The organism is Micromonospora eburnea (assembly GCF_900090225.1).
Classification (GTDB): Bacteria; Actinomycetota; Actinomycetes; order Mycobacteriales; family Micromonosporaceae; genus Micromonospora; species Micromonospora eburnea.
This window is the reverse complement of the sequence record NZ_FMHY01000002.1, coordinates 23767-37253: the sequence shown is the minus strand read 5'-3', so window position 1 is coordinate 37253 and position 13487 is coordinate 23767. Positions and strand designations below refer to the sequence as shown.

10 protein-coding genes are annotated in these 13487 nt (G+C 71.8%); 6 read left to right on the top strand and 4 right to left on the bottom strand.

Features of this window, described 5'->3' with window-relative positions; translation table 11 throughout:
• The first annotated feature begins 28 nt into the window (after nucleotides 1-28).
• The 4 genes from GA0070604_RS00315 (at nucleotide 29) to GA0070604_RS00300 (ending at nucleotide 8118) form a co-directional block, all read left to right on the top strand.
• The gene (locus GA0070604_RS00315) at nucleotides 29-2884 is read left to right on the top strand and encodes an LppU/SCO3897 family protein (RefSeq protein ID WP_091112254.1); all 2856 of its coding nucleotides are present in this window, start codon (nucleotides 29-31) and stop codon (nucleotides 2882-2884) included.
• A gap of 215 nt (nucleotides 2885-3099) precedes the next feature.
• Nucleotides 3100-4647: a recombinase family protein gene (locus GA0070604_RS00310; protein ID WP_091112250.1), complete on the top strand. Its 1548-nt coding sequence runs from the start codon at nucleotides 3100-3102 to the stop codon at nucleotides 4645-4647.
• Between the two features lie 499 nt (nucleotides 4648-5146).
• Nucleotides 5147-5986 carry a hypothetical protein gene (locus tag GA0070604_RS00305; RefSeq protein ID WP_141721194.1) on the top strand — a complete coding sequence of 280 codons (840 nt, stop codon included), beginning with the start codon at nucleotides 5147-5149 and terminating at the stop codon, nucleotides 5984-5986.
• A gap of 290 nt (nucleotides 5987-6276) precedes the next feature.
• On the top strand, nucleotides 6277-8118 hold the full coding sequence (locus GA0070604_RS00300; RefSeq protein ID WP_091112244.1) for an NHL domain-containing thioredoxin family protein: 1842 nt from the start codon (nucleotides 6277-6279) through the stop codon (nucleotides 8116-8118).
• A gap of 69 nt (nucleotides 8119-8187) precedes the next feature.
• Here GA0070604_RS00300 and GA0070604_RS00295 read toward each other — a convergent pair whose 3' ends face one another.
• Nucleotides 8188-8937 (bottom strand): LamB/YcsF family protein, encoded by a 750-nt coding sequence (locus tag GA0070604_RS00295; protein WP_091112240.1) that lies wholly within the window; start codon nucleotides 8935-8937, stop codon nucleotides 8188-8190.
• A 248-nt stretch (nucleotides 8938-9185) separates the two neighbouring features.
• Between GA0070604_RS00295 and trhA the strand changes: the two genes are divergently transcribed.
• A complete protein-coding gene (gene trhA, locus GA0070604_RS00290) occupies nucleotides 9186-9863 on the top strand; it encodes a PAQR family membrane homeostasis protein TrhA (protein ID WP_091112235.1) in 678 nt (225 codons plus the stop codon).
• Nucleotides 9864-9965: 102 nt separating this feature from the next.
• Here the strand turns inward: trhA and GA0070604_RS00285 are convergent, their stop codons facing one another.
• Nucleotides 9966-10253 carry a DUF6458 family protein gene (locus GA0070604_RS00285; RefSeq protein WP_091112230.1) on the bottom strand — a complete coding sequence of 96 codons (288 nt, stop codon included), beginning with the start codon at nucleotides 10251-10253 and terminating at the stop codon, nucleotides 9966-9968.
• Between the two features lie 115 nt (nucleotides 10254-10368).
• On the opposite strand from GA0070604_RS00285, the gene GA0070604_RS00280 reads away from it, so the two are divergent.
• Entirely contained in the window at nucleotides 10369-10905 is a 537-nt protein-coding gene (locus GA0070604_RS00280; protein WP_091112226.1) for a SixA phosphatase family protein, read from the top strand.
• A gap of 97 nt (nucleotides 10906-11002) precedes the next feature.
• On the opposite strand, the gene GA0070604_RS00275 is transcribed toward GA0070604_RS00280, so the two are convergent.
• Together GA0070604_RS00275 and GA0070604_RS00270 are read right to left on the bottom strand one after the other, a co-directional pair.
• On the bottom strand, nucleotides 11003-11272 hold the full coding sequence (locus GA0070604_RS00275; RefSeq protein ID WP_067300694.1) for a DUF6458 family protein: 270 nt from the start codon (nucleotides 11270-11272) through the stop codon (nucleotides 11003-11005).
• A gap of 268 nt (nucleotides 11273-11540) precedes the next feature.
• A complete protein-coding gene (locus tag GA0070604_RS00270) occupies nucleotides 11541-13397 on the bottom strand; it encodes an acyl-CoA dehydrogenase (protein ID WP_091112222.1) in 1857 nt (618 codons plus the stop codon).
• Nucleotides 13398-13487 lie beyond the last annotated feature (90 nt).

Below are 13487 nucleotides of genomic sequence, written 5' to 3'. Positions count from 1 at the left end.
GCCGACATGTGATGGAGGAGGCGCACCCATGACGTCCGAGGCCCCGCACCGACCTGGCCAAGAGCCGGGCGAGGTGTCGTCGGGCGCCGGCGGACCGGCGCCGTACGGCGACCGCCCGGCGCAGCAGGACAACGGGCACCCCGGCGCTGCCGACCTCGGCTGGGCCCCACCCCCGCCGGCCGGGTCACCCGCCCAGCCGGCCCCCGCCTGGGCCACCCCCGACGACCAACGCCCCGCGTGGGCGGAGCAGGGCGGCCAGCCCGCCGCCGCGCGAGCCTCCGTGCAGGTGCCGCCGGCCGGTGAGCCGGGCCCGTGGGCCGCTTCCCCCCAGCCCGCCTGGGGCGCGCCCGAGCAGGCCGGGCCGGCCTGGGGCGCGCCGGAGCAGGGGACGCCCGCCTGGGCCGCCGCCCCACCGGCGGCGTCCGGGGAGCAGTCGCCGCCCGCGTGGGCCGCCGCCCCGCCGAACGCTTCCCCCGAACCGGCCCAGCCCGCCTGGTCGACGCCGGCCGAGCAGGCCGGGTCCGCGTGGGGTGCCGCCCCCGCGCCGGCCGCCGCGCAGGGCGAGCAGCCGGCCTGGGCGCAGCCCGGCGAGCCGAGCGCCCGGGGAGCCGCCCAGGTTCCCGCGCCGCACGAGCCGTGGGCAGCCAACGCCGGCCAGCAGGACGCGGCCAATACCGGCGGCTGGAACCCGTCGAACGGTCCGCAGTCCGATGACCCGGCACGGTCGGGCGGCTGGCCCGCCGCGAGCGGCCCGCAGGAGGACCACTCCGGCGGCTGGGCCGCCGGTGCCGGCGCCCAGCAGCAGGACGACCCGAACCGGTCCGGCGGCTGGGGCGGGCCGCCGCAGGACGACCCGCCAGCCTGGGGCCAGCCGGCCGAGGCAGCCGCGCCGGCCTGGGCCTCGGCCGAGCCGACCGCCCGCGCCGCCGCCAAGGTGTCGGTGCCGGGCGCACCGGCCGACGGCGGCTGGCCGGCCGCCCAGGACGAGCCGGATCGGTCCGGCGGCTGGGCCACCGGGCAGCCCGAAGCCGCCCAGCCGTGGGGCGCGCCGGACGAGCAGCGCCCCGCGTGGGACGCGGCCCAGCAGCACGACCAGGGGCGACCGGCGGACGAGCCGGCGCAGGCCGGCCGGGCCTCGGCCCGCGCCAGTGTCTCGGTGCCCGCCGCCGACGCCCCGTCGGCCCGGCCCGGCAACCAGGACAACCCGGCGCAGTGGACGCCCGAGCGCCCCGCCATCCCGGACGCCGAGCCGTGGGCACCGGGTGAGGCGTGGGGCCGGTCCGCCGAGCCCGGCCCCGACGAGCCGCCGTCGAACGGTTGGGAGCCAGCCCGCGCCGAGGAGTCCCCGATCTACCAGCCCGCCCCGGGCCCCGGCATTTCCCCGGCCAACGCGGTGCCGCTGCCCCAGCAGGAGCAGCGGGTGCCGGGTGCGGCCCTGGCCGCCTCGCCGCCCACCGACTACGCGCCGCCGGCGCAGTTCGAGCCGGCCGCCCAGGGGTACGAGCCGGAGCAGGCCGGCTGGGGCACGCCGGAACCGGCGCGCGAGGAGCCGCAGTCGCCGGCCGGGCCGGTGGTGCCCGGCCCGCGTACCGCGCCGGACTCCGGCGCGGCCGGTGCCGTCTCGGCCAGCGCCTCGGTGCCGATGAGCAGCCGGGTGACGCCGCCGACCGACCAGCCCCTGCACCCGGCCGGCGTACCGGCCCCGCAGCCGCGGGTGTACGGGCGGCCGACCCGCCCCGAACCGGAGGAGCCCCCCGGCCAGGACGCCCCGAACGGCTTCTCCGAGTCCGGCCCGCGCTTCGACGAGCCCGGCCCGCAGGCCCGCTTCGACGAGCCGGACCACCCCGCAGGCCCGAACGCCTACGCCGAGGCCCCCGCGGTGCCGTCCTCCCCCGCCGGCCCGCCGCCGTTCCCGCCTGGCGTGCCGAACTTCGTCGACCCGGCCGGCAACAACCGGCCGGTCAACGGGGTGCACCCACAGAACGACGCTCGCCCCGACCCGTTCGGCGGTCCCGCCGGCCAGCCCAACCCATTCGGCGGGCCCGGCGGCCAGCCTGACCCCTTCGGTGGGCCCGGTGGCCAGCCTGACCCCTTCGGTGGGCCCGGCGGTCAGCCTGACCCCTTCGGTGGGCCCGGTGGCCAGCCTGACCCCTTCGGTGGGCCCGGCGGTCAGCCTGACCCCTTCGGCGGGCCCGGTGGCCAGCCTGACCCCTTCGGCGGTCCCGGCAACCAGCCCAACCCCTTCGGCGGGCCCGGCGGCCAGCCCAACCCCTTCGGCGGTCCCGGCAACCAGCCCAACCCCTTCGGCGGGCCCGGCGGCCAGCCCAACCCCTTCGGCGGTCCCGGCGGCCAGGCCGACCCGTTCGGCGCGGCTGGTGGCGGTCGTGCGTCCGTCGGCGTACCTGGGCCGGGGGCGATGGGTGAGGCGGGCCAGGGCGGCTTCCCGCCGCCGGCCCAACCGGCGCCGCCCGAGTGGTCGCAGGGCCAGGCCAACGGGCCGGACCAGGGCCGCTTCGACGCGTTCAAGCCGGAGGCCGAGCCGCAGGCCGAGGCGCCCACCCCCAAGGTCCGCAACGGCCGGGTGCTGATCGCCGTACTGGTCGCGGCGGTGCTGATCCTGGCCATCCCGCTCGGCCTGCTCACTCTGCTCGGCAAGATCGGTGGCGACGACAACGAGCCGGCTCCGTTCAACCCGGCCGTGGGCTCCTGCGTCAAGCAGTCCGGCAACAGCGCGGCCAAGGCCGACTGCGCCGAGCCGGGCGCGTTCAAGGTCGTCTCGAAGGCCGAGGGCAAGGACAAGTGCGCCGACCCGGCGCAGCCGAGCGTTGAGCTTCAGGGCGTCGAGGGGAACCGCTGGCTCTGCCTCAAGCCGGCCGACAAGTAGCAGTCCGCAGCGGCGGGGTCACGGCGGTCCGTGACCCCGCCGTCGTACGTTTCGGATGTGATCCTCCCCGCGCCGGGGCCAGGCCGGAGCTGGCTGAACACCGGCGGGAAGGCCGTCACGCTGGCCGACCTGCGGGGCAAGATCGTATTGCTGGACTTCTGGAAGTCTTAGAAGAGGCTTGCAACTCGCCGGCCGCGGCATCTACCGTCCTCGGCATGTCCCACCATGAGCACCTAGCAGACCTGTACCTACGTCTATCCCTCGACCGCGAGGGCAAGACCGCGATCGAGCGCCAGGAGGCCGATTGCCGGGCCTGGGCTGCCCGCAACGGGCTGGAAGTCCGCTCGGTCCACATTGACCGGGGCAGGTCCGGCTACAAAGCCGTAGACCGCGCCGGGTTCGATGCCGCGATCTCCGCCCTCACGACCGGCACTGTCGGGACCCTCGTCGTCTGGAAGGTCGACCGCCTCTCCCGGCGCGGAATGGGCCAGGTCGGCCAGGTCCTCGATCAGGTCGAGAAGGTCGGCGGCCGGATTGTCTTCGTGCAGGACGGCCTAGACACGTCGCATCAGCAATCCCGCCTCGTTCTGGCGCTGCTGTCAGAGGTCGCCCGCAGCGAATCGGCCAACATCGGCCTTTGCGTCGCCTCGGCGAAGGCACACCTTCGCAGCAGGGGCCAGTGGATCGGCGGTCAGCCGCCGTACGGCCTGGCGGTCGCCGAGGACGGCCGGCTTGATCACAATCCGCACACCGCGCCAACCGCACGGGAGATTGCCGAGCGGGCGATGGACGGTGAGCCGCTGGTTCGTATCGCCCGCGACCTGAACGCCCGGGAGATTCCGTCTCCGCGCGGCGGGAAGTGGAGCGTCGGCACCTTGTCGCAAGTGCTCAAGTCTCCCGCGTTCGCCGGGCTGTTGCCCGAGACGGTCAAGAAAGACGGAAAGTACACAACGAAGGTTGTCCCGTGGCGCGACCCCGAGACGGGCGAGACGGTCGTGATAGGCCGGGGAATCATCACACCCGCCGAACAACTGCAAATCGTGCGAGTCCTTGAAGAGCGCACCGCCACCGACCCGCTCGGCCGCGCCCGGGGCGTCCGCGCCCAGGTCTCGCACCTCCTGACCGGCTTTCTCCGGTGCGGCGGTTGTGGCGGGCGCATGTCGGCGCTCGGGAAGTCCTACGTGTGTCAGGCTCGCCGCCTCGGCCACCCGTGCCCGGCGCACACCACGGCGCTTGTCGCTGCTGTAGACCGCGCCGTAGCCGACGGGTTCATTACCCGCCTGGCCGCCACCGAGCCCGGCGACCCGCTGCTAGAGGCCGTCGCCAAACGGTGGGTAGCCCGACACGACCCCGAGGTCGTCCGGGAGCGCGACACGATCACCACCGCGTTGGACGACGCGAATGCCGCCCTCGCCGACCTGGAAGACGCCCGGTACCTGCGCGGCGAGTTCGTCGGACCCGAGGCGGTTCAGCGATGGACCCGCCTACACGAACGCCTGACCGCCCGCGTCGCCGGGCTACGCCGCAACCTTGCCGACTTCCCGCTACCCGAGGCGGATATCTCCCCGCTACTCGACCCGGTCCTATCTCGCGAGGTGTGGGAGGTCGCAACCGTCCCTGACCGCCGCGACCTCCTCCGCTTGGCCCTGAACGCCGTGACGGTTCTCCCCGCGAACGGCCGCCGGGGTTACCGGTTCGACCCGCACGCCCGCCTTCGCTTCACGTGGGCCCATGAATCCGACCCCGCGCCCCTGGACGCCTGACAGACCCCGCCCTGACAACAAATAAGGCGGACCCCGGAAAGGCGACTGCAACGGCCCAACCGGCGGCCCGGCGACTGTGACGCTGAATGTACTCACGCTTCGTGACCCCTGGGGGTGAACCCCTCGGGCTGAACCCCGTCACCGAAGCGGCATAGAGCCGCGGCCTCTGTACGGGCATAGGGGTCGCAGAGCGGCCTCGCCATCCGGGTTTGCGCTACGCAGAGTGATGCCCGCCCTGAAGGGTCGCCCCATTTCGGCCCAGCTACCCACGCGCCGCCCCGTGGCGTCCGCGTCGGCTGTGTCACGCCGCCGAGTGGAGAAACGCGACGGACCGTTCAGCCAGCAGGCCAACGATGACCGGCGATGTAACCTGGCGGTGTGACGAATCCGGAGAACGCCCATCACGCGGACGAGGGCGCTGCCTCAGGGCCCAGCTCCCGGAAGGGCAGCGGCACGCAAGGCGCGGGGTCAACGGATCATCGGGCAGCGAAGCGCTCAGATGGGAAAATACGTCAAGCGGAAACTCACCCGACGGGCAGCTAAGTCTGAATCGGAGAGGAGGGCCCGCGAGGCCGCCGCCGACGACAAGCGCAGGGCGAAGCCGAGGTCTTCGTCCATGCATCAGCCGCTCGTTGACCTGGTGCGATACTCGGGAAAGCCCTCCGTTGTCTCTTCCGACAAGTCGCTGCGCTCGCCGAGGGTTCGCGCCTCAACCTCCAGGACGCGGACGACGTTCTATGTCGGCAGCCCCTGGCCAAAGTCGCTGAGTCAAGAAGAGCGAGACCTAGACGACATCTCGGTTGTCGTTTATCTCGATACCGACGACAAGGAGTCCATCGCTCGCACGCTTGAACGGGTGGATGCCCTTCGCCAGCTTGCAGGATTCGGCCCCGAAGAGAACGTCGAGATCCGCTGGGGGTCGATTTTTCGACGGTCCCGGGCAGCCGCACGGCGGGCCTTTTCCTCCCGCGAGGTTCAAGACCGGCTTGTGAAGCTGGAGCGGGCAGTTGAGCTGACGGTCGTAGACAGCCGGCAAGCCGCCTACGACAGCACTGAGGCGGAAGCAGTTCACAAGCTGATTGAGTCGCTTCAGGACATCCCTCGCGCCTGCATGCGTGTGGGGTCCATCTTTATCGTCAAGTATCAGGCTGTGGGCGAGTCGGTCATCCTCGTTCGGAACCTGTCCCAAATGGAGGTCCGGGCACTTGAGCGATTCCCAGAGATTCAGTCGTCGCCAGAACGTGCCTTCGCCGCGCTAGCCACTGCCGTGGAGTCCATGGATGAGGTTCGCACGCAGAGCGAGCCGATTAGCTTGCAGGCAACAGTCGAGGACATTTAGAAACCTGATTGGCGATACCAGAAGCGCGTCCGGATCTCGCCGGGTTGGGCTTTTACGCGTTACATGTTCAAGATGCCTCCTCGGCCGCGATCTCGGCGCGGCGCTGAGCCTCGGGCGTGGTCGTTACACGCCTAGCCCTCTGGGTCGTGCTCGCCCTCGGCCAAGATGATCCGGACGCGCAAAGAGTCGAAGCCACGGCGTGGAAATCCGAGCACCGGCGCGACCTCGTAGACGACGCGGGCTAGGACGTCGCCGGACGGCACTCGGCGACGCCGTGACAGGCTTGCCCTATGACCGCTTCACCCCGCGTCCGCGCGCCCGAGCTTCGTGGCCGCGCTTGGCACAACACAGGCGGACGAAACCTGACATTGCGGGATCTTCGAGGCCGCTGCGTCATCTTAGATTTTTGGACCTTCTGCTGCATCAACTGCCTGCACGTGCTCGACGAGTTGCGCCCGCTCGAGGAGAGGTACGCCGACGTGCTCGTGGTCATCGGCGTGCACTCACCCAAGTTCGAGCACGAGAAGGACCCGGACGCGCTGGCCGCGGCCGTCGAGCGGTACGGGGTGCACCACCCGGTGCTCGACGACCCCGAGCTGGACATGTGGCAGCAGTACGCGGCGAAGGCCTGGCCGACCCTGTCGGTGGTCGACCCCGAGGGCTACGTGGTCGCCTCGATGGCCGGCGAGGGGCACGCCGAGGGGCTGGCCCGGCTGATCGACGAGCTGATCGCGACCCACGAGGCGAAGGGCACCCTGCACCGGGGCGACGGCCCGTACGTCCCGCCGGCGGAACCGGAGACCACGCTGCGCTTCCCCGGCAAGGCCGTGGTGCTCGACGGCGGCAATCTGCTGGTCTCCGACTCGGCCCGGCACAGTCTGGTCGAGCTGGCCCCCGACGGCGAGAAGGTGCTGCGCCGGATCGGCGCGGGCACCCGCGGCCACGCCGACGGCCCGGCGGAGGTCGCGACCTTCTCCGAGCCGCAGGGGCTCTGCCTGTTGCCCGCGCACGTCGCCGAGGTGGCCGGGTACGACCTGGTCGTCGCGGACACCGTCAACCATCTGCTGCGCGGCGTGAAGCTGGCGACCGGCGAGGTGGTCACCGTGGCCGGCACCGGGCGGCAGTGGCGGTCGACGGTCGACGACCACCCGCACGACGCGCGCTCGATCGACCTCTCCTCCCCGTGGGACGTCGCCTGGTACGACGGCAGGGTCGTCGTCGCGATGGCCGGCATCCACCAGCTCTGGTGGTTCGACCCCATCAAGCGGACCGCCGGCATGTACGCCGGCACCACGGTCGAGGCGCTGAAGGACGGCCCGCTGCCGGAAGTCTGGATGGCCCAGCCCTCCGGCCTCTCCGTCTCGGCCGACGGCTCCCGGCTCTGGCTTGCCGACAGCGAGACCAGCGCGATCCGGTACGTCGAGGGCGGGATGATGCACACCGCCGTCGGTCAGGGGCTCTTCGACTTCGGGCACGTCGACGGCCCGGCCGACCGGGCGCTGCTCCAGCACCCGCTGGGGGTGTGCGCGCTGCCCGACGGCTCGGTGCTGATCGCCGACACGTACAACGGGGCGGTGCGCCGCTTCGACCCGGCGACCGACCAGGTGGCCACGGTGGCGGACGGGCTGGCCGAGCCGAGCGACGTGGTGCTCACCGGTGCGGGCGAGGTGTTCGTGGTCGAGTCGGCCGCCCACCGGCTGACCCGACTGGCCCCGGGCGCGCTCAGCGCGGCGGGCGCGAGCACCGTGGACGGCCCCCGCCACAGGCTGGAACGCAAGCCGACCGACGTGGCGGCGGGCGAGCTGACCCTCGACGTGATCTTCGCACCGGCGCCGGGGCAGAAGCTGGACGAGACGTACGGGCCGTCCACCCGGCTGGTGGTCTCGGCGTCCCCGCCCGAGTTGCTGGTCGAGGGGGCCGGGACGGGCACGGAGCTGTCCCGCCGCCTGGTGGTCAACGGTGCGGTGGCGCAGGGCGTGCTCCAGGTGACCGCCCAGGCGGCCACCTGCGACGCCGACGTCGAGCACGCCGCCTGCCACCTGACCCGGCAGGACTGGGGCGTCCCGATCCGCGTGGTCGCCGCCGGCGCCACCCGCCTCCCCCTCATCCTCCGCGGCCTCGACGAGTCCTGACCCCGGCCTCGCAGCGTGTTAGGAGGGGACCCTTCCTATACCGCAGGCGTTAACAAGGGGCCCTTCCTTTCAGCCGAACGGAGTGAGGCTGACACCGGCGTCGATGAGGGCGGCCCGGACCAGCTCGGCGCAGCGCACCGCGCCCGGGGTATCGCCGTGCAGGCAGATCGACTCGACCACGCACGGGACGACACTGCCGTCGACCGCGACCACGGTCCCCTCGGTGGCCATCTGGACGGCCCGGACGGCCACCTCGTCCGGGTCGGTGACCAGCGCGTTCGGCGCGCTCCGGGGCACCAGTGTGCCGTTGGGCAGGTAGTTCCGGTCGGCGAAGCCCTCCGCGACCGCCCGCAGCCCGGCGCCGACGGCGAGCTGGGCCAGCACCGAACCGGGCGGGCAGAGCAGGGGCAGTTCGTGGTCGTACGCGCTGACGGCGGCGACCAGCGCGGCGGCCTGGGCCTCGTCGCCGGCCGCCGCGTGGTAGAGCGCGCCGTGCGGCTTGAGGTAGCGGACCCGGGTGCGGAACAACCGGCAGAACGCGTCGAGCGCCCCGAGCTGGTAGATCGTCTCGTCGCGCAGCTCGGCGAAGCCGTACGCGATGTGCCGCCGGCCGAAGCCGGCGAGGTCCCGGTAGCCGACCTGGGCGCCGACCGCGACCCCACGCGCGGCGGCACCGGCGCAGACCCGGTGCATGGTGGACGGGTCGCCGCCGTGGAAGCCGCAGGCGACGTTGGCCGAGGTGACCAGGTCGAGCAGTGCCTCGTCGTCGCCGAGCCGCCAGATGCCGAATCCCTCACCGAGGTCAGCGTTGAGGTCCATGAAAGGTCACCGTAGTCCCGGGCGGGCCGGCGCGAGCGGAGTCACGTGGTCGTCCACCACCCCGATTACCGGATGCCACGAGTTCGCCGGCACGGGGCAGGGCCCACCGTCCGGCGCGCCGGGCCGGCGGGTGGTCAGCGGCCCGCCATACTCGTGGACCGAGCCGTTGACCAGGGTCCTCCGGCCGTTTCGAAGTCGTGACAGTGGACACTACCTACAGGTAACCTACGGTGCCGTAGCCTATTGCCGTGACCACCTCCGCACCGCTTCGGCTCAAGCCGGTCGACATCGGTAAACCCCGGATGCGCGGCTGGCTGCACACCTACGCGTTCTTCGTCGCACTCGTCTGCGGCATCGTGCTCTGTTCGATCGCCGCCGTCCGGCCCGGCCTGGCGCCCCTGGTCAGCTGCCTGATCTACAGCCTGACCGTGTGCGGTCTCTTCGGCACCAGCGCGCTCTACCATCGCCGGGTCTGGTCGCAGCGCGGCTACCAGATCATGCGCCGGATGGACCACTCGATGATCTTCTTGTTCATCGCCGGCACGTACACCCCGTTCTGTTCCCTGCTGTTGAACACCCGGCAGGCGACCATCATGCTCGGCCTGGTCTGGGGTGGGGCGCTGGCCGGGGTGGCGCTCAAGCTCATCTGGCCGCACGCGCCGCGCTGGGTGTCCGCACCGCTCTACCTGGCGCTCGGCTGGGTCGCGGTGGCGATGCTGCCGCAGATCCTGCGCTCCGGCGGGGTCACCGCCCTGGTGCTGCTGATCGTCGGCGGCGCGATCTACAGCGTCGGCGCGGTCTTCTACGCGCTGCGCCGGCCGAACCCGTGGCCGACCATCTTCGGCCACCACGAGTTCTTCCACGCCTGCACCCTGCTCGCGGCGATCTGCCACCACATCGCGATCTACTTCGCGCTCTTCGCCTGACCACGGCCGCGCCCGCCGGCTGACCAGCACCGGTCTTGATGGCCGGCGGCGGTTCGAGGGCCCCGCGGTCGCGGGGCCCTCGACATCGATCCGGCCGCCGGTTCAGGCCGGGTAACCGGGACGGCGTACCTCGCGGTACTCCTCGCGCACGACCCGGTCGTCCTGCGCCGGCACCACGGGCTCGGCGACGACCTGCTCGCGCACCGGCGGGGCGACCACGGTACGCCGCCGGCTGTTCCAGAAGTAGAGCGTGGTGATCAGGCCGACGACGCCGGCGAGCATGAGCACCCAACCGACGACGTTCAGGTTCAGCCATCCCAGGTTGGCGTCGACGGCGAACGCGAAGATCGCGCCCAGCGCGATGAGGAAGATGCTGGCACCGATGCCCATGACGTCGCCTCCTTGGCTTTCTGCTGGCGTTTCCCACCCGCCGCGGCCATGGATGAGGTAGCGGCACCATTGACTTACCCAGGCGCTCCGATCGCCAATCAGGCAAGCTGTGCCCATGACGGACGGCAGGAACCAGCAACGGACACTGGTGCTGCTCCGGCACGCCAAGGCCGAGCAGTACCGGGACGTACCGGACGCGGAACGCCCGTTGACCGCGCGGGGGCACGCCGACGCGGCGGCGGCCGGCGCGTGGCTGGCCCGGCACGCTCTCCTCCCCGACCTGGTGCTCTGCTCGACCGCCCGGCGCACCCGGCAGACCTGGCACGGGGTGGCGCTGGGCATGACCGGATCCCCGCCGGAGGGGGGACCGGCGGGATCCGCCCCGATGGTGCGCTACGAGGCGGCCGTCTACGAGGCGCAGCCGGACGACCTGCTGGAGCTGGTCCGCGGGGTCGCGCCGGACACCGGCACCATCCTGCTGATCGCCCACAACCCGGGTGTCTCGCTGCTCTCGGGCCTGCTCGATCCGCAGCGGGCGGATCCGGACGGGCTGCGCACCAGCGACCTGGTGGTACACCGCCCGACCACCCGGTGGGGCGCCCTCGCGCCCGCCGCCGCCCCCATCACCGCCCGGCACACCGCCCGCGGCTGAGGTGCAAGGAAGGGACCCCTCCTAACGCCTCAGCGAAGGAGGGGTCCCTTCCTAACACCTCAGCCGCGAAGAAGGGCCCTTCGGGCGAGGAACGCGGTCAGGACGGCGGTGCCGTGGGCGGCGGCGGGTCGGGCGGCGGCGGCATCATCGCCGTCGGGTGGGAGAGCCGGTTCTCCTCCACGATCAGCGTGCGTGCCCGCTTGCGCCGGTCCTGCCAGAACCAGAGTGTGGTGAGTAGGACGGCCAGCCCGGCCAGGATGAACACCCAGCCGACCGCGCGCAGGTCGATCCACCAGACGTTGGCCCGGATCGCGAAGGTCATGATCGCGCCGAGCGCGATAAGGAAGATTCCACTACCAATGCCCATGTGCGCTGCACTCCCTCGTGCGGTGGCCGTTGGGCGTGCCCTTGTCGTGGTCCGCGACGGTTACCCGTCACACAGCCGGCCTACCCGCTCCGCCCCGCCATTTCCCCGGACTCCGCCCCCGGTTGCGGCACGTTGCGCTATCGGCCCGCCCGGACACCGCCCCCTGCCGCAACCCGCCCACAGCACACGCTTCAGGGGCAAACCACGACGGCGGCCGGCGAGCTGTTGCTCGCCGGCCGCCGTCGTCAGGTTCGAACCCCACCGGGGGTCAGAATGCCTCCTCCGGGAGGTCCATGATCTCCAGGTCGGCGCCCTCGATGATCCGCCGGTCGGCGCCGATGCGGGGCAGCACCTCGCGGGCGAAGAACCGGGCGGCGGCCACCTTGCCGGTGTAGAACCCCCGGTCGGCGGCCGAGACCTCGCCGGCCAGGGCCTTCAGCGCCACGTCCGCCTGCTTCTGGAGCAGCCAGCCGACCACCAGGTCGCCGACCGCCAGCAGGAACCGGCGGCTGCTCAGGCCGACCTTGTAGAGGGCCCGCGGCTCGCCGCCCTGGGCCTCGCCCAGCCAGCCGGTCATCACGCCGAGCATGTTCTGGATCTCGGCAAGCGCCTTGCCGAGCGCCTGCCGCTCCTCCTTGAGCTGGCCGTTGCCCGCCTCGGAGGTGATGAACTCCTGGATCTCACCGGCGACGGCCAGCAGGGCCTTGCCGTTGTCCCGGACGATCTTCCGGAAGATCAGGTCGAGGCTCTGGATCGCCGTGGTGCCCTCGTACAGGGTGTCGATCTTGGAGTCGCGGACGTACTGCTCCAGCGGGTAGTCCTGGAGGAAGCCGGAGCCGCCGAAGGTCTGCAGCGACTCGTGGCCGAGCAGCTCGTACGCCCGCTCCGAGCCGACGCCCTTGACCAGCGGGAGGAGCAGGTCGTTGACCCGCTTGGCGAGCTTGGTGGCCTTCTCGTCGCCGGCCGCCTCGGCGATCGCGACCTTGTCCTGCCAGCTCGCGGTGTAGCAGACCAGCGCGCGCAGGCCCTCGGCGTACGACTTCTGCATGAGCAGCGAGCGACGCACGTCCGGGTGGTGGGTGATGGTCACCCGGGGGGCGGTCTTGTCGGTCGACTGGATCAGGTCGGCGCCCTGCACCCGGTTCTTCGCGTACTCCAGGGCGTTGAGGTAGCCGGTGGAGAGGGTGGCGATCGCCTTGGTGCCGACCATCATCCGGGCGTATTCGATGATCATGAACATCTGCCGGATGCCGTCGTGCTTGTCGCCGAGCAGCCAGCCCTTGGCCGGGACGCCGTGCTCGCCGAAGGTCATCTCGCAGGTGTTGGAGACCTTCAGGCCCATCTTGTGCTCGACGTTGGTGGCGAAGACGCCGTTGCGCTCGCCCAGCTCGCCGGTCTCCTCGTCGAAGTGGTACTTCGGCACCACGAAGAGGGACAGGCCCTTGGTGCCCGGGCCGCCGACGCCCTCCACGCCGACCGGGCGGGCCAGCACGTAGTGGACGATGTTCTCGGAGAGGTCGTGCTCACCCGAGGTGATGAAGCGCTTCACGCCCTCGATGTGCCAGGAGCCGTCCGGCTGCGGAATGGCCCGGGCACGGCCGGCGCCCACGTCCGAGCCGGCGTCCGGCTCGGTGAGCACCATGGTCGAGCCCCACTGCTTCTCGATGAAGAGCTTGGCCCACTCCCGCTGCCGCTCGGTGCCCTCGACGTGCAGCACGTGCGCGAACGAGGGGCCGGAGGCGTACATCCAGATCGGCGCGTTGGCGCCGAGCACCAGCTCGGCGAGGGACCACCAGAGGGCGCGCGGGGCGTTGGTGCCGCCGAGGGTCTCCGGGAGGTCCAGCCGCCAGAACTCCGAGTCCATGAACGCCTGGTAAGACTTCTTGAACGACGCCGGCAGCGGCGCGGTGTGCGTCGCCGGGTCGAAGATCGGCGGGTTGCGGTCACTGTCCGCGTAGCTGGTCGCCAGGTCCTCGCGGGCCAGGCGGTCGACCTCGGAAAGGAAGCTGCGGGCCGTGTCGGCGTCCACATCCGTGTACGGCGCCTGGCCGAATGTCCGGTCCGCCCCGAAGACCTCGAACAGGTTGAACTCAAGGTCCCGAAGGTTGCTCTTGTAGTGGGTCATGCTCGCTGGCCCCGCTTCCGAACAGCTGTTACCGATCAGTAACCCAAACTGTATTACTCGTCGGTAGCAATCACAAGCCGATCCCGGAAG